The organism is Acinetobacter calcoaceticus (genome assembly GCF_051947995.1).
GTDB lineage: Bacteria > Pseudomonadota > Gammaproteobacteria > Pseudomonadales > Moraxellaceae > Acinetobacter.
In genome coordinates this window covers 334,767-351,881 of sequence record NZ_JBLVVH010000003.1, presented here as the reverse complement: position 1 = coordinate 351,881, position 17,115 = coordinate 334,767, and the positions used below count along the sequence as shown (strand labels likewise).

12 protein-coding genes and 1 pseudogene are annotated in these 17,115 nt (G+C 42.1%); 4 read left to right on the top strand and 9 right to left on the bottom strand.

What is annotated here, in order from left to right:
- The first annotated feature begins 211 nt into the window (after positions 1–211).
- Positions 212–958, top strand: a complete 747-nt coding sequence (locus ACNQO6_RS07550) for a TenA family transcriptional regulator (RefSeq protein WP_440208554.1) — start codon at positions 212–214, stop codon at positions 956–958.
- Between the two features lie 106 nt (positions 959–1,064).
- Here ACNQO6_RS07550 and ACNQO6_RS07545 read toward each other — a convergent pair whose 3' ends face one another.
- The 3 genes from ACNQO6_RS07545 to ACNQO6_RS07535 all read right to left on the bottom strand — a co-directional run bounded on the left by ACNQO6_RS07545 (position 1,065) and on the right by ACNQO6_RS07535 (position 4,405).
- Complete coding sequence (locus tag ACNQO6_RS07545; protein ID WP_440208553.1) at positions 1,065–3,293, bottom strand: phosphocholine-specific phospholipase C; 2,229 nt, start codon at positions 3,291–3,293, stop codon at positions 1,065–1,067.
- A gap of 26 nt (positions 3,294–3,319) precedes the next feature.
- Positions 3,320–3,466: a hypothetical protein gene (locus ACNQO6_RS07540; protein ID WP_343578374.1), complete on the bottom strand. Its 147-nt coding sequence runs from the start codon at positions 3,464–3,466 to the stop codon at positions 3,320–3,322.
- 240 nt (positions 3,467–3,706) lie between these two features.
- Positions 3,707–4,405: an NAD(P)H-dependent oxidoreductase gene (locus ACNQO6_RS07535; protein ID WP_440208552.1), complete on the bottom strand. Its 699-nt coding sequence runs from the start codon at positions 4,403–4,405 to the stop codon at positions 3,707–3,709.
- A 128-nt stretch (positions 4,406–4,533) separates the two neighbouring features.
- On the opposite strand from ACNQO6_RS07535, the gene ACNQO6_RS07530 reads away from it, so the two are divergent.
- Together ACNQO6_RS07530 and ACNQO6_RS07525 are read left to right on the top strand one after the other, a co-directional pair.
- Positions 4,534–5,550, top strand: a complete 1,017-nt coding sequence (locus tag ACNQO6_RS07530; protein ID WP_440208551.1) for a helix-turn-helix domain-containing protein — start codon at positions 4,534–4,536, stop codon at positions 5,548–5,550.
- 267 nt (positions 5,551–5,817) lie between these two features.
- On the top strand, positions 5,818–6,696 hold the full coding sequence (locus ACNQO6_RS07525) for a LysR substrate-binding domain-containing protein (protein ID WP_440208550.1): 879 nt from the start codon (positions 5,818–5,820) through the stop codon (positions 6,694–6,696).
- 92 nt (positions 6,697–6,788) lie between these two features.
- Here the strand turns inward: ACNQO6_RS07525 and ACNQO6_RS07520 are convergent, their stop codons facing one another.
- From ACNQO6_RS07520 to ACNQO6_RS07500, 5 genes and pseudogenes are all read right to left on the bottom strand, one after another.
- Positions 6,789–7,490 carry an SDR family oxidoreductase gene (locus tag ACNQO6_RS07520; protein ID WP_343578370.1) on the bottom strand — a complete coding sequence of 234 codons (702 nt, stop codon included), beginning with the start codon at positions 7,488–7,490 and terminating at the stop codon, positions 6,789–6,791.
- A gap of 327 nt (positions 7,491–7,817) precedes the next feature.
- Positions 7,818–7,982, bottom strand: a pseudogene (locus ACNQO6_RS07515) (VF530 family DNA-binding protein); the annotation flags it as partial.
- Positions 7,983–8,490: 508 nt separating this feature from the next.
- Positions 8,491–10,656, bottom strand: a complete 2,166-nt coding sequence (locus ACNQO6_RS07510; protein WP_440208549.1) for a TonB-dependent siderophore receptor — start codon at positions 10,654–10,656, stop codon at positions 8,491–8,493.
- A 153-nt stretch (positions 10,657–10,809) separates the two neighbouring features.
- A complete protein-coding gene (locus ACNQO6_RS07505; RefSeq protein ID WP_440208548.1) occupies positions 10,810–11,190 on the bottom strand; it encodes a Fur family transcriptional regulator in 381 nt (126 codons plus the stop codon).
- 143 nt (positions 11,191–11,333) lie between these two features.
- Positions 11,334–13,325 carry a TonB-dependent receptor plug domain-containing protein gene (locus ACNQO6_RS07500; RefSeq protein ID WP_440208547.1) on the bottom strand — a complete coding sequence of 664 codons (1,992 nt, stop codon included), beginning with the start codon at positions 13,323–13,325 and terminating at the stop codon, positions 11,334–11,336.
- Between the two features lie 500 nt (positions 13,326–13,825).
- Here ACNQO6_RS07500 and dsdA point away from each other — a divergent pair, with 500 nt between their 5' ends.
- Positions 13,826–15,151 (top strand): D-serine ammonia-lyase, encoded by a 1,326-nt coding sequence (gene dsdA / locus ACNQO6_RS07495; protein ID WP_440208546.1) that lies wholly within the window; start codon positions 13,826–13,828, stop codon positions 15,149–15,151.
- 74 nt (positions 15,152–15,225) lie between these two features.
- Here the strand turns inward: dsdA and ACNQO6_RS07490 are convergent, their stop codons facing one another.
- A complete protein-coding gene (locus ACNQO6_RS07490) occupies positions 15,226–17,058 on the bottom strand; it encodes a DUF1302 domain-containing protein (RefSeq protein ID WP_440208545.1) in 1,833 nt (610 codons plus the stop codon).
- Between the last annotated feature and the right edge of the window lie 57 nt (positions 17,059–17,115).

Here is a 17,115-nt window from a genome sequence, read left to right as displayed (position 1 = left end):
TGTGTATTAGATTATAAAAAAATATTAATTTTTAAATAATAAGCATTGCCTAATATAATGATTCAAGTTTAAATTAGATTCAAGAAATAAAAAGCTGTTACAAATTAAACGGCAATCGATTGTATCTTGCGGGTATTGAGCTACAATTTATAAAAAAGCATCGATCATGGTCAATGATTGAATTAAGTCATACGAAATAGGATGCATCGCAATGACTGCTATGAATCAATATGGAACAAAACTAGAAATCACACCTCACTCCGAATGGGCGCAACAGTTCTGGGATGACCTGTTACCTTCAAAAGAAAGAGTGAGCAAACATCCACTATTCAGGGATATGGCCAATGGTTCATTAAGTCTGGAATGTTTTCGTTCGGCCTTATTGAATTTCTATCCTTTGGTGGCCCATTTTCCGTCCTATATGGCCGGATCATTGGCAAAAGCGACGTCATTTGAACTGGATGGCGTGACTGAAACCAGAGACTGGCTGATCCAGAATATCAAGGTGGAAGAACGGCATTTAAACTGGTATCAGGACTGGGCGGGGGGCTTTGGTCTGACAGTTGAGATGTTGAATCAAGTAAAGCCACCTGTGGCCATGAACGCAGTCAATCACTTTTTGTGGGATGTTAACTTCCGGGGAACACTGGCCGAAAGTATTGCAGCAACCAATCTTGCGATTGAATGGGCAACAGGCGACTGGACCATTCAGGTGTATAAGGGGATTCAGGCATACACTCAACATCCGGAAGTCAATATCAACAAGCATTCTTTAGCGTGGTTAAGAGCGCATGCCCATTATGATGATTTGCATCCCTATGAAGCGATGGAGCTGATTAAACGGCTATGCGATAAAGACCCTGTACTACAGCAAAAGGCTTTTCTGGCTGCTCAGGAAGGTCTGGCCTATTATGAGTTGGCTTTGGATGAGTGCTATAAGTTACAGCATAAGAATTAAAGGCTGTTGAGTATTCAGTTTTTATAAATGATGGATATCCAGAAGTGGAACCTCCTCGGTTTTGCCTACAACCGAGGAGATAAAAGTCATGCTTCGAGGGGAAGTCTTAAACCATTGCGGGGTCACTGACCGAATCTTCACCTGTTTCGACTCGACCCGCAAAGCGGCGATAGAACTTGACTTCCTGTGTGCAGGTTACAGCGAAGTCGTACCAGTGTCCGGTATCAGCCAAGTCCCAGTGTTGAGTTGAGCTCTGTCCTGCTTTTAAGACGATTTTGAGTGCAGGGTCAGTGCGATATGCCACAGGGCTAATCACTAGTTCAATATCCTGCGCTCCCGAGTTGTTCAGGTCGACATAGACATTGCCATTGGCAATATCATAGCAAACTCGAATTTCGGGATTGATGCGTAAATCCTGATTACGATTCAGGTCGCCTTTGAAATGTCGATGAAAGCCATTGGGTCCCAGCACCCACAAATCATATCGACCTTGATTGTCTTTTTGTGCATTCCAAACATCATCCAGACTTTTGCCTGCTTCTACAATATAACGGCGTGGAACCCGATTTAAATTTAATGTGTCGTAGACATGAAAGACCGCACCTTGGCTGCCTGTATTTGAAAATAGCAGCTTGACCGTTCCATCATTCAGGCAACGTGCACTGGTATGTAATTCATAAGGCAGTGCTTTAGAACGACGAATACCGCTGGCCTGAATCGGCAATTGCAAATTGCTCGGAATAGGTACATTAGGTAGTTTCTGTTGTGCATCACGGAGTTGATCGGCTTGCTCTCTGGTTTGTTTGCCGTTGAGTTGGGGTAACACATCTTCATTCGGCGTTTTAAAGTTAAATGCGGAACTGAGATCACCACACATGGCTCGGCGATACGGACTGATATTGGTTTCTTTAACACCAAAACGTTTTTCCAGAAACATCAATACCGAGGTATGGTCAAATACTTGAGAGTTCACAATTCCCCCACGACTCCAGGGTGAAATCACAAACAGGGGAACACGAGGACCCGGCCCATACACCCCTTTGTCTTTTTCAGGCTGGCTAGTACTGCCCAGTGGAGCATCATGCACATAGTATTCATGACGCATATCGGCGTGGCTTAGCGTTGATTTACCAGCATACGTGTTATCCGCTTGCAATGTCGGTGCGGATGGAGAGGGAACGTGGTCAAAATAACCATCATTTTCATCAAAATTGATCAGGAATACGGTTTTACTCCACACTTCAGGCACGGCGGTTAACGCATCTAAGATTTCCTGAATAAACCAGGAGCCTTGTACTGGGCTTGAAGGTCCTGGATGTTCACAATAAATGGACGGGGCATTGATCCAAGACACCTGCGGCAAATTGCCAGTTTTAATATCATTTTTAAATGCATTCAGGAACTCTTCAGGCGTATTACCCGGCAAGGTATTGGCAATGCCTTTATACAGTGGATTTTTGGCATTATCCGTGTTTGCATCATAGGCTTTGTACGGCAATTTTTGTGCGGCCTTGTTATAAGGACGATTGGGTGCGCCACCACTGGAAACCGGATAGCCAGAATCAATATTGGCTTTTCTAAAGGTGCGGAATGCACCTAACATGTTATCGCCCCATTCATCGGGCATATTTTGATAACAAATCCAGTTGATGCCCGCTTCTTCTAAACGTTCCGCATAGGTTTTCCATGTGTAACCGACATCAACCGTTTTGGGATCACCATCAATCCAGTCCCATTCATTATTCACAAATGCGGTACTGGTTGGCACTGCACCATTGGTTCCGGTCAAATGGAACGAACGATTGGCATCTGTGCCGGTATGCATGGAACAATGATAAGCATCACAAATCGTAAACGCATTGGCCAAGGCAAATTGGTAAGGAATTTCCTGTTCCTTAAAATAACCCATGGCATAGTCCGTTTTATAGCTTGGCCAGTTGGTCATACGACCATTGTCCCATGCTTTCTGGCTATCCACCCAAGTATGGTGGGTGCCGGGTGCACGTTGGGCATTATTGCTGGAGCCATCTAAATGGAATGGAGTTAACAGTGCACCATTACTACGTTGTTGCTGCCAAACTGTACGACCATTCGGCAAAGGAATGGTGAGGCGATCAGCAAAGCCCCGAACCCCTTTCAGTGTGCCAAAATAATGGTCGAATGAGCGATTTTCCTGCATCAGGATCACCACATGCTCAACGTCCTGAATCGTTCCAGTTTTATTGTTGGCCGGAATCGCTAGCGCTTTTTGAATACTTGCCGGAAAAGTGGTTAAAGCGGCAGCACCAAAACCTGTTTTAAGTGTGTTTGCTAAAAATTGACGGCGGTTAATCACGCGATTTCCTCTTATTGTTTTTATGGTTATGGTGCACAGCGCATCACAGGTTTTTTGGTATTATCAGGTTTCACTGCAACCTGATCGTCATTTGAATCATTACAGGCGGTGAGTGCCAATAGCACGGGAACAATAGCGAGGTAGGAGAGCCATCGTTTCATTTTTTTTAACATCTGCTTCATCCAGAATAAAGATGTCAACACTCTAGGCAGTGCTGATGACAGCATGGTGTCATCTAGATGAAGATTCCTTGACGTTTCATCGTTATATGAATGAGGAAAAGAAGATGGAGCATGTGAATTTAGGTGGGGAAAATTACTCCCCCATCTAAAGCGATAGGGTTTTGATCAATGCCAGCCAGATTGATGGACAGGAACTGGCTTTGACTGTTCATGGAGAGCTGAATTTTTGAATTAAAGCGGATGCATCTTGTCATCAAAATTTTCGAGTATTGGAAATTCAAGCGGCTGTAGCGTATCGAGATGAGACACATAGTGCTCAAAATCGATTAGCAATTTTTGTCGGGCTTCGTTGCTGATATAGGATACGTGATAAGCGATAAAGGGCGGTAACACTTCAAACCCGGCATAAGCCAATGTCCCACGCTGGATCGGTGCCAGATAATGTTCAATCGGCCCATGAATGGCGTTTTCACCAAACATATGCTCACGACCACCCAGCGTTAAGCACAGCATGGCTTTTTTCCCACGCATGCCGCCGTGGTTGTAAAAACGTTTTCCGCCATAAAATAGTCCTGATACAAATACACGATCAATCCAGCCCTTTAAGATGGCGGGAACGGAAGTCCAGTACAAAGGAAAGCTCAATATTAGCAGGTCTGCACGTTGTACTTTTTCAAGTTCGGTCTGGATATCCGGTGAAAATTGCTGATGCTTGAAGGCATGACGCTGTTCCAAGGCATAATTTAGGTAATCAGGCTGGTTTAAGCTTTCAAAATCATCTTGAGAAGCCACAGGGTTAAAATTCATGGCATACAGGTCAGAAAGTTCAACGCGATGGCCGAGTTTTTCAAATGTTTCCTGTGCTTTATTCTTTAAGGCTGAGGTAAACGATAAGTTTTCTGGATGGGCATGAACAATCAGTATATTCATTGGTAAGTCACATTCATAAACACATTTTAGATAAATGAACTATGCCGAAAAGCTTAAAACTGGCATAGTTCATAAGCTGCCAATATTTACCATTTCACGCCAATTTATCCCTAAGTCACGGAACAAGAATGAATCCAGAATTACCCGGAAGCTACGTCAACTTATTGGTTGATGTCGTAGGAAAATGGAATGTTTCACCTCAGCAAATGCTGGCTGGTACTGGCATTCAGGTCCAAAAACTGGATGCGCCATTTTGGTATGTTGACCTGAATATCTTTAATTACTTACTAGAGAAAGCAGCGACATTAACTAGGGAACCTGCAATCAGTTTATATCTTGCCCGAGACATGCGGGTGTCTTGCTATGGCAATGTAGGAATAGCGGCGACCACAGCACATACCTTAGGAGATGCGATCGAGATTTTAGAGCAATTTATTGGTTTACATTGTGCCGTTTTTAAACCTCGGCTTAGGATTGACGGTGAGAGGGTGCATTTATATTTTGCTCAGCCTTTATCTCAGGAGCGATTAAATCAACATGCCACTTGTTTTCTGATATTTGGATTTGGACAAATTCTGCAAAATCTGGCTCAAGTTAATCTGGAAATTGATTATAAATTTCAGCAAGACCAGCCTGATTTTTATAAAAGAATCCATCCGGACAAGAACTTAAACGTGGCGTTCTCTGCTGAAGCGGATTGCCTGACTTTTAAGCAAGAATACTTATATTTACCCCTCAAAAATGCAGATGCCATGCTTGCACGTTTAAGCAGACAACAGTGCCTGCAGGATGCACAGAAACTGGCACAAAATAGGATGGATAAGGATCGTCTGGATGCTGTCATTAAAGCCATGATTTATGATGAACATGAGGGCTTTTTATCGATCAAACAAGTTGCAGGGAAACTGCATATCTCAGAAAGATCATTACAACGGCAATTGGGGCAGCAGCAAACAACGTTTCAGATGCTATTGGCTGAAGTGCGTAGAGAGCATGCCGAGTATTTACTAAAACACTCAAAGCTTTCCATTCAAGAGGTGGCAGATCGTTTGGGCTATGCTGATATTTCTCATTTTTCACGTGCATTTAAACGCTGGACCAATGTGACGCCTAGGTTCTATCGGGAAGTAAATAAAGTGCTTTAACTTCCATTTAGGTTATAACAAGTGGTTAAGATCGTATAGAGATGGCTAAGCCACCTCTCTTATCAACCTTAGTTTATAAATTTGTCGGGTAGAAGGTAGAGGATTTTTCTATACGAAGACTATGAGATTACAAGAAGGGGATCACCACTTTTATTGGAGTTATAACGAAGGAATTAAGAACTCTCTTGTTTGTTAAAAATAATTTAATGGCTTGTATAGGATGAGCTAAAAAATTAAAGTGTAGAAAAACTACTTTCTTATGTATTTATGGTATCTCGTCGAAAACTTCCATCTTTAAATGCCTTACGTGCGTTTGAAACAGCGGGGAGAAAGTTAAGTTTTCGCGCTGCTGCTGATGAATTGGGGGTTACTCAAGGTGCGATTGCTCAGCAAGTTCGAGCATTGGAAGATCATCTAAAGGTTACTCTATTTCAGCGACTTCCTCGGGGACTGTCTTTGACTCCGGAAGGAACAAAGTATCTGGTCGATATAACTCGAGCCTTCGATATTCTTACTGAATCAACAGAATCATTATTAGACCAGCCTGATCGTGTCACTATAAGTGTGACACCAACGTTTGCGACTAAAATATTGATTCCTCGATTAGGTGATTTACATGATGTACTACCGGATATCAATTTATGTACACTTGCAACCGAGGCTGTATCCGACTTTGATCGTGATCAAGTTGATATCGCGATAAGGCTCACCCAAAAATCATTTCCAGAACATCTCGAAACACAATTATTGTTTCATCAAGAGCTTATTGCTGTAGCCAGTCCTGATTTTGTTAGGGATGTAACGCTTCCTCTGAAACTTGAACAGTTGATAAGCATGCCATTGCTACACGATGCCCATGATCATTGGCCGAATTTTCTGAATACTCATGTGAAGTTATCTGGAGCTGTATTTAATCAAACCACGCTAGCATTAGATGCAGCTTTGACAGGGCAAGGTGTTGCTTTAGCATGTCGAGCATTTGTGGATGCTGATATTAAGTCAGGAAAACTCGTACAAGTAATTTCAGAAATAAAAACAGTCGAGCCCAGTTATTATCTGGTCAGAAAAAAAATCTCACATTCGAATAGCACAGTCGATAAAGTTTGGCAGTGGTGTATAGAATATTTAGGGACTGAGCAAAAATAGAAAACTTATACTTATCAGTATGATGAGATATCTTTTAATTTTAAAGGGATAATATGAAAGTAATTTATCCCTTCCAATTTTTTTTAAAGTCACTATACAGAGCGAGTTAAGCCGCCATCTACTCGGATATTTTGTCCTGTGATATAAGCTGCACCATCAGATGCAAGAAAAGCAACTGTAGCGGCAATCTCTTCTGTTGAACCATATCGTTTCATTGGAACACTGTCAGCGCGTTCATCTGTTTTTGGCAGGCTATCAATCCATCCAGGTAAAACATTGTTAATACGAATATTATCAACAGCATATGTGTCTGCACAAATCTTCGTAAAAGCTGCTAATCCAGAACGGGCAACGGCAGATGTTGGAAAGAGTGAACTAGGCTCAAATGTCCATGCACTGGAAATATTTACAATCACGCCGTGTTTTTGTTGTTGCATGATCGGAATCACTAAACGGGTAGGGCGTACAGCATTGAGAAAATAAGTATCTATACCATCATGCCAATCTTGATCTGTTAATTCTAAAATTCCTTTGCGTGGGCCATGCCCAGCACTGTTGACTAAAACATCGATACGCCCCCAACGATCCAGTGTTTCATTAATCAGGCGTTGAATATCTTCTATTGATTGATTAGATCCAGTAATACCCAAGCCATTCAGTTGATTCGCGAGAATTTCACCTTTGCCTGATGAAGATAAAATTGCAACTTTGTATCCATCTGCTGCTAGTTTTTTTGCAACAGCTGCGCCCATACCACTTCCTGCAGCCGTAACAATAGCGACTTTCTCAGTCATGATTTTTACCTCTTCATGTCATTAGGAATATGAAAGAATTAACTAACTTTTAAAATAATATTAAAGTTCAACAGTGTGCTGAGCAAACGATAAATTTTCCTTAAAGGCAGTAGAAAATCTATAGGCTTGATCCGTAATCGAATCAAGTTAAAAAAGGGATATCCTAAAAAACAAGCGAAACAGGTTTAAATTAAATGGGCTATATCAAAGGTATAGAAAGATTTTTAGGTATTATTTTTCATACTAAGCCCATAGGATGATAGGATTGTATTTCATTTAAACAAGCTCAAGTTACGCAGATAAGAACGATGTGTAATCCTGAATATGTGTGGTACGTAAAAATCGTAACGATGACTTAACACTTGGATCTATACAAAAACATCTAATTTCAATTTTGCGACTTAAACCTTCAAAGCCACCGTAATAATCCAATAACTCATCCAAAATGTCAGCAAGTTTTTTGCCATGTAGAGGGTCACTGGAGGCATTCATAATAGATCAACTATATTTGGGGAGACCATCATTATAACCTGAGCTCGTTGAAAAATGAGAGGGTTAGTATTTAAGCGTCATTTACATAGAAAATTACAGCTTATCTTTCTATTGATGTGTACTGAAATAGCAGGAGACATTCACTTGGGAGACTCAAGTCAGCCGACTTGAAAAGACCTCTGCCATTTGATTTAGTGTCTTAATCTAATCTAGGCCTTTGTTTTTATGGAATGAGAACTCGAGCTCAGCAACGTGAATTATGATCGTAGAGATTCATGTTGCTGAGCTGTAGCTACAAACAATTCAGGCTAGAGTCTTTAGATATTATATTTAACATAATATACATTATGCGAAATAATATTAATTTATTAAGACCACGACTTGTTCCTCACCAAAAACTAGTTTTGCAGCTTCTAATGTTCTTATACGCATCTAAATAAAACAGCGTAAACTTAAATGACTTAGAGTTTACGCCGTGATGTATCTTTTCAGTTTTTTCTATCTCAAGTTAAAAATTAACAGTCCATGACAGCTGTGCTGTACGTGGCTCACCTAGGAATAAATAATCATCCCCAAGAAAATTGCCGACATCGCGCCAGTATTTTTTATTGAATATATTGTCTACATTCAATCTCAGTGTATTGTCATAACCATAGGCATGAAAATTATACGCTGCGCCAGCATCAAATACGTTATAACCTGAAACCTTCACTGTACCGGTTTTATTGGCATATTTACTGCTGCTGTACTGCATACCTGCCAATAAACGTAATCCATCAATTTGTGGCACTTGATACGATAAGTGGCTGGCAAAACGTACATTTGGTACATTTTGAGTCTGATGTCCTTTATATTCAGCTACTTGAACATCTGTGAGTCGTGAACGTGTCAATGCCAGACTTGAGGTAATATCCAGATTGTCACTTAAACGGCCTTGTAAGCCGAGTTCTAATCCCAGGTTGTGCTGTTCACCTTCAGCCACATAGTTATTGGCTGCATTGGTATATTGATTGTCCTGTTTTAAATCAAATATTGCTGCGGTAAAAAGTAAATCCTGCCATTGTTGTTTAATACCCAGTTCATATTGAGCTGAATGGATTGGCGCTAGCGTTACAGAGGCATTGTCGGCAAACCATGGCGCTTGACCACCATCGCTTAAACCTTTGGCATAAGACGCATATAAATGCGTGCGTTCCCAAGGCTGATACATCACTGCAACTTGTGGTAAAAAACGATTAAAATCGGTCTCCCGAATGCGGGAACCATTTGTTTGATAAGCATTTTCATCTAAATGTAGCAGTTTTCCACCCGCTAAAACTGACCACGCTGCATTGAAATCGATCTGGTCAATCATCGTTAATGCGGTTTGCTGGCTTTGTAAGGATTTATAGTGATTACCCAAACGCTTATCAGTGGGTTGATACGCTAGGCTATCCTGATAAATATTGCCTGAACCCACCATTTCATTTATTGGATCATATTGCGAATGACGTTTAGCTGTGTGTGACAATTCTGCACTGAGGTTGTGTAGCCATGCACCAGTCTTAAATTTACCGTTTATGCCTGCCTTAAACTGATTAGTCAGATAGCTGTCATCCGGGTTACGGAAGTCATAAATATCGTAATTACCATTCGGATCAAAAGTATTACCTTGCGTCTGACAAGTTTCACTATAACACCCCCAGGCAAAGGATGAATAATCATCGACCACCACACGACTTTGCGAAGCACTTAAATGCGACGTCCAGCTATCATTGATCTGATAAGTATATTTTAATCCGGTATTTAAGCTGTCACTGCTTATAGGTTTACTCCAGCTTTGATAACCCAGTAAACGATCCCATTTCACACCATCGGGTACGGCGTTGCCACCCAATAATTGATAACCTGGTACAGAACGCTGACGCTGATGCTGTGATTCAAGATCAAATTCGAGCTTGGAACGATCAGAGATGTTCCAGTCTAAAGCGACGGAGCCAAATAAACGACGTCCATTGGCATGTTCAACATACGGATGAATTTCTTCACTGGCCAGATTAATCCGGTAACCCAATTGTTGCTGCTCACCCAATAGTCCACCCAGATCTGTTGCGATACGATAGCCACCTTCACTATCGACACCCACGGTCACTGACCGTATATCTTTAGGCCGTTTAGTGACGTAATTGACCACACCACCGGGTGTTGACATGCCACTTTGAATCGCACTGATTCCTTTCAGGATTTCGACCTGTTGTTTATTTTCAAGCGCTACATTCTGCTCACCGCGAATCACATTGCCATTGAGCAAATAACTTGAACCCAGATTCAGGGCAAAACCACGCATCACAAAGTTTGGATAATAGCCAATCGGTGCATAGCCGTCCCCTACTGCTGCATCATTCTTTACCACATCGGTGAGTGTTTTTGCATGTTGATCTGCAATACGTTCAGCCGTAATGTTACTGATTGATGCAGGTATTTCAGCCAGATCGTGTTGATTAAAACCGGTTAAATTGACTTTTGGGTGATAATACGCATTTTCTGCGGCCTGAGCATTGACTGTAATGGTGGCAAGCCGAGTGGCTTCACTTTCAGTTTCGGCCTGTGCCACTGTGGAAATCAGTCCTAGACAGGAAAATGAGCCAACTGCCAGTAACGCTGTTTGTAGACGAGAAAATGGAAAGGTTTTCACAGTATTTGCCGAGTCCTAAAAATTAATTTTACAGTCCGAATTTGCGGCACGAGTATTCACAATTTCTTTCGATTGGACAAGCATATTTTCCATCTATCTACGACTTTTTCATATTTAGCCGACAAATTGAATTTAACTAATGATCCAAAGGCCTTATTTATATAAAATCAGTTCTGCCGTTGAAAACTCATCTCCAAGTTTGTCCATGATTTGTTCAAGCAAAGTGTTGATTTCAGGATTACTGTAGGGATGCATATTCCCGTTAAAGGTTTCTCGCACATTACAATTAATTCTATGTTTAAGTAGCTTATAGATACTTTTATTGCGACCAAACAGGATTCTTTGAATCAGGTGATGCTTTTCCAGATCGGACAGGACTCTGTAAATGGTGCCTATTTTGAGACCACTCTGTTTATTGGCAATCATATAGATATCATCTGCGGTAAGACCGTTATGTTGCGCAAGGACTTCGAGTACAGAAACTCGGGCAACGGTTGGCGTTAAGCCTTTATTGATTAATAATTTTGCGTACATAAAAAAACCTGTCAATTAAAATAATAACAACAATATTTTTATAAAAATAAATAACTTGGAATTAAGTAAATGTTTAAAAATTGAAGTAAAGAATGCCTTGAAAATGATTTCTCAAGGCATCTAGTTGCGGTCAATATTCAAAATCAGAAGGTATAGGTCACACCAACATAATAATTACGTCCCAGTTCTTTTTCATTGAATTTAATTCCCGCATTTTTGCCTTTTTCTTCCAAATCGACATCGGTCAGGTTACGGATGCCTGCTCGTACAGTCACTGCGGGATCTACTTTGGCTGAGAGACCAAGATTGACCAAGGTATAATCAGGTAATTTTTTCTGGTTAATGACCTGATCACCGATATAACTTGCACCCGCAGTTAGAGTTAACCATTCAAGCGGTTTTAAATTAAGATTGGTATTGGCTTGCAGACGTGGACGTTCATCCAGGCGTTTATGTGTTTCACTGTTTTTAGCATCAAGATAAGTAGTATTGGCATCGACAGAAAGCATAGGCAATAAATCAGCCTGTGCTGCTAGCTCTATCCCTTTGATTTTGACCCGCCCTAAATTGACCCAAGCAGCGCCCGTGGGGCTGGATTCACCGTTCGGATCAACGCTATAGCGAATATCCCGACTAATCATATCCTTAATTTCATTCTGGAATACGGTGACACTACCGTTCCAGCTTGATTTACGGATGGATGCACTCATTTCATAGTTGTCGCTGGTTTCTGGCTCGAGGTTTGGATTCCCCCATAAGGTACACCCTCCTCCACAACTGACAATGCCATAATCTTTGGTCATTTGTGCCAGAGACGGCGCCTTAAAGGCTTGCCCATAACCGCCCTTAACGACAATATCATACGGTAACTGATAAACCAGATAGGCTTTTGGACTGAAATGGTGACCAAATACCTCATGATCATCATAACGGCCAGACAAGGATAAGGTCAGCGGATCGGTGATATGGATGTCATCCTGTACAAACACCGAAGATGTGCCGACTGAAGCCTTACCCGAGTTTTGATAGCTTATGTCGTCTTTGACTTCCTGATGATTGTATTCAATACCCGCAACAACGCCGTGAAGACTGACATTAAAATTACTATAGGCACGCAAGTTGGTATTATTTTCTTTCAAAGTACGATGCGTGGGCTCATCAAAATCTGAATCATAGTCTTTAATTTCACTATTTTCCTGTTGCGCTGAAACGGTGGTTTTCCCCCAGCTCCAGTCACCACGATGTGTTAGTCCAACGGAATGGCGTTCAATCTCCTGACTGGCAAAGCCCTCATTTAAACGACCAGTAGCTGGATAGTACTGATAATCGGTCTGACCATACGGACGTTTATCCTTGTTATATCCTAAGTCAAGATCAAGATCTTGCTGATCATTGAGCTCATAGCTCAGGGTTGAGCGTAAGTTCTGGGTTTTCTTACCTTCAATATAATAGGCTGGCGTGGCTTGTTTGCCTTGTGAGAACCAGGCATCACGGTCATATTGCTCTGCTGAAACCGATAAACCCAGTTTGTCGGTCAATGCACCAGATGCAGAGCCGCCCAAGCGATATTGCTGCTTTCCTGCACCGCGGTCGACCAGATGATATTCAGCATTGATTGCCCCCTGCCACTCATCCGTTGGCTTTTTGGTAATGATGTTAATTACACCACCAATCGCATCCGAACCATAGAGCGCAGACATTGGACCTCGAATCACTTCTACCCGCTCAATACTGGACAATGGAATCGAGCTAATATCCAGATCGGCATCGCGCCATAAGGCACCTGTAGAAGAAATACGTTTGCCATTGACCAGAATCAAGGTATATACCCCGTTTGATTCACGTACCCCACGGATGGTCAGTTTCTCGCGGCCCCCGCCATTATAATTTTGTACCCCGACGGTTTTACCCAAGACTTCCGCCAGACTATTTGCCGCGGATTGTTCGATCTGTTGTTTACTGACCACTGTGATTGAAGCAGGCGCCGTATCAGGGCTCTCCTCTGCCAGACTGGCAGTGACCACGATCGTGGGTAAGGTTGTGTCTGCTTGCTCGGTCTGATGCTGTTCTGCCCATACTGCAAACGGCGTCAAGGCTGCAATTGCAAGCACTAATTTGTTCTTTGCCAAGACCATGTTGTCGCATCCTCATTATTAATAACAATTTTCATTTGTTAGTTGTTATCATTTATAAAGTTTGCGCATCATAGCCATTTATTAATCTTCATTCAATAGTTGAAATTAATAATCATTCTTATTTGTAGCTTTGTTTATCATTGACCATTTGAATCGAGGGGTCTTCCCCTATTGTTTAACTTGTGTTTTAGTCGGTAAAAATAATGCTCCTCCATTTTTTACTTATCCATTTGTTTTGTATGGAGATTGTGGTTTTTATACTGTGTGCTTAGTCTGACGCCAGTGTATCGCATTGCTAAATGTGCGGTTGAGTGATACGAATATCGCGTGCTATGGGCAAACTAAACCACAATGAGGATGCTTTATAACTTTCATTATTTTTTTATCGCTTAAAGCTCTTTTTCTTGTTTTAATCTGAATTTGACTGAAATCATGAACCAAAAATAAAATGGCTTTAGCCAACGACTATGACCCATTATCCAAATTTTATGAGAAACTGAATGGATTCGAATCAAATTCAAGACCTTGTTAAGCATTATCCGATTGTGAAAGATCTGATTGAACTGAAAGAGACAGTCTGGTTTAATCCATCATTCACTACGCTCGAGCAAGGCTTACCCTATGTCGGGTTAACACAAGCGGATATTGATGATGCGCGTGACCGCTTACAACGTTTTGCACCCTACCTCATGGCCGTATTTCCAGAAACCCGTGTCAGCCATGGCATTATCGAATCGGAGCTAAGCGCCATTCCAGAGATGCAGCAATCGCTTGAAATGCACTTCGAGCAAAAAATTGCAGGCAAACTCTGGTTGAAAAAAGACAGCCATTTGCCTATTTCAGGATCAATTAAAGCACGTGGAGGCATTTATGAAGTGCTTTTCCGCGCGGAGCAGCTCGCGTTACAAGCCAATCTACTCAGTCTTGACGATGATTATGCCAAACTGAATAGTGCGGAATTTAGAGTCTTTTTTAGTCAATACAGCATCGCGGTAGGCTCAACGGGTAATCTTGGGCTCTCCATTGGCATCATGAGTGCAAAGCTCGGCTTTGATGTCACGGTGCATATGTCAGCCGATGCACGACAATGGAAAAAAGACAAGTTACGTGCTCATGGCGTAACCGTGATTGAGTACGAACAAGACTACGGCATTGCGGTGCAAGAAGGCCGGAAAGCAGCGCAAAAAAATCCGAACTGCTTTTTTATTGATGACGAAAATTCTAAGACCCTGTTCCTGGGCTATGCCGTTGCGGGTGAACGCTTAAAGAAACAGCTGGATCAACAGCGGATTCGCGTGGATCAGGACCATCCCCTCTTTGTTTATTTGCCTTGCGGTGTCGGTGGCGGGCCTGGTGGTGTAGCCTTTGGCCTGAAAATGGCGTTTGGCGATCACGTCCATTGTATTTTTGCCGAACCTACCCATTCCCCGTGTATGTTATTGGGCGTTGCCACCGGTTTACATGATGAAATTTCGGTTCAGGATATTGGGATTGATAATATTACGGCGGCAGATGGTCTCGCCGTGGGACGTGCGTCAGGCTTTGTCGGCCGTGCCATGCAACGATTGTTAGATGGTTTTTATACACTGGATGATCAAACCATGTATCGCTTGCTCGCAATGCTCAACCAGTCCGAAAATCTGAAACTTGAACCGTCTGCACTTGCAGGTATGCTCGGGCCAGTTTTAGTCAGTAAGTATCAAGATTATAAGAATCTACATCAATTGACTGAACAGCAGTTACAGCACGCCACTCATATTGTATGGGGAACAGGTGGTGGCATGGTACCCGCAGAAGAAATGCAAAATTATCTGGCAAAGGCTTAAAGCCCTTTACTTAGGCTCAAACAGCGCGACAAAAGCCGTGCTGTTGGAACCCTGATATGATCTATTTAAATGAATTAAAAACTATATTTAAAGGCAAGCGATATAAAGTCTCTATCATCAATGGTACTAAACTCATTTGAGCCAAAAAAGTTTTGATAGATTACTTCTGCCGAATATTTTTGTCGAAAGTTGGCTGAGATTGCCGCCGCCAGACTCATTTGCCCTTGCTGAAAGTTCTGGCTATAGCCAGATAGATCATGGCGGAAAGTTAAACTGGGGCTAATTACTGTTGCAGGTAAAAGGTCTTGATAACTTAATGCCGCGCGTAGGCGATAACCATAGGACCATTCACTAAAAAAACCGTCTTTATTGCAATAACGTTCATTCAAACGGTCAATTGCTCCATTAGGCAGGTTTGCTGTGCCATAAGGTGTACACTTAAAGTTTCCTGTTTCCGAATCATAAGCGCCTGTTGATAGTTCACTGCGGCCAAAAACCCCAACCCGCCCAAAACGATGATTGCCAATATTGGCGATATGATTCACAGCAAATTCAGCGCTCCAAGACAAGCGATTTGCTTTTAAAATATCTGTCATAGAATCACTGGCACCGATGGAGAATTGTGTGACAGGCAGCCGTACATAACCTTGCAAATACTCTCCCAATTCTGCAGCAACACCCACAGGTTTGAGCGGAGTTTCTTTGGAGAGCACCTGAGCATAGACAATATCAGTTCCATTCAGCTGTAAGGGTTGATTGGGCTTGTAGTTTAATTCACCAAATAGCTGCGTTGTGCCTACCTTTCCACTCAGGCTTAGACCATACATTTTGATATTTTCAGGATAAATAGAGAAAAACCGTGCTGTTTTAAAGTTCTCAACGCCAGTTGCAGTCACGGCGGTCCCATCGAAGTTTGCATTACGATGATGATAATTGGCGAAATAAACACCCAATTCAGCTTGATTCAGGCTCGATAAATTTCGCTTTAGCGCAATACCATATTGCCCACTGTCTTTTGCATAATGACTGGCTGAGCGAGGAATATAGGTTTGCGCCTTGGCAGCAGTTTCCGTTAATTTATCCCCCGGTGTCACGGTTAGCATAATTGGGCCACAATTTTCCGGAACAAAATCCGAAATCGCAAAAAAGGTCCCGCAACCATCCACCACAGAAGGCCTAAACTTGAATTGATAGAATCCTTCTAATTTTAAGTCAGGCTGAATCGCGGCTTCAAAAGACAACATCTCGACCGGAATAACGCGTTCTTTGGCTTCACTGGCAGGTCGATTGATGGCAGCAAAATCAAAGGCGCTGACTGAGTTCAAGCCATTTTGGAAAAATTGGGATTTGCCCCAATTCAAGCGATGTTTACCCAGTTTCAGGTTGAGAGACTGCCTGGAATCAAATTCGATATTTTTCCAGAGATAGGCATCCCATAGTTCAATCCCCTTAAACTTAACCAGACCAGGCCACTCAGCATCATCGAAAGGTTTTAAATCACCTTCCCTAGTTTCATAGGCATGGTCATACCAGTATTTGGCGCTCAATACCGCACCTTGCTGTACCCCATTTAAACGGAATTCGGTTAAACCTTTAACGATTTGTGAAATGGTATCACCACGATTGAAGTTGGCACGTCCATCATCACCGTTAATATCTACACTCAAGCCATTTTTACCCATATGATTGGCATCGGGTTTATATAACAATGCGGCTGATGGCGCTTGGGTACTCCAGCTGGCCCCCAGAGCAATCGTGGTATTGCTTTCTAAACTCCAGTCTTCATTGATTTTATAAGGGGATGCTGAAGCATCTGACAGTGAACATAGCAGTCCTAACAGCATTGCTGCCTGAGCTAAAACAGCAGTGGTGAGTTGTACATTTGAATCTTTAACATGACAAACCATACCATCTCCATATCGATATGATGTATGAATAATTGACGCCTGATCCATTCAGTCAAA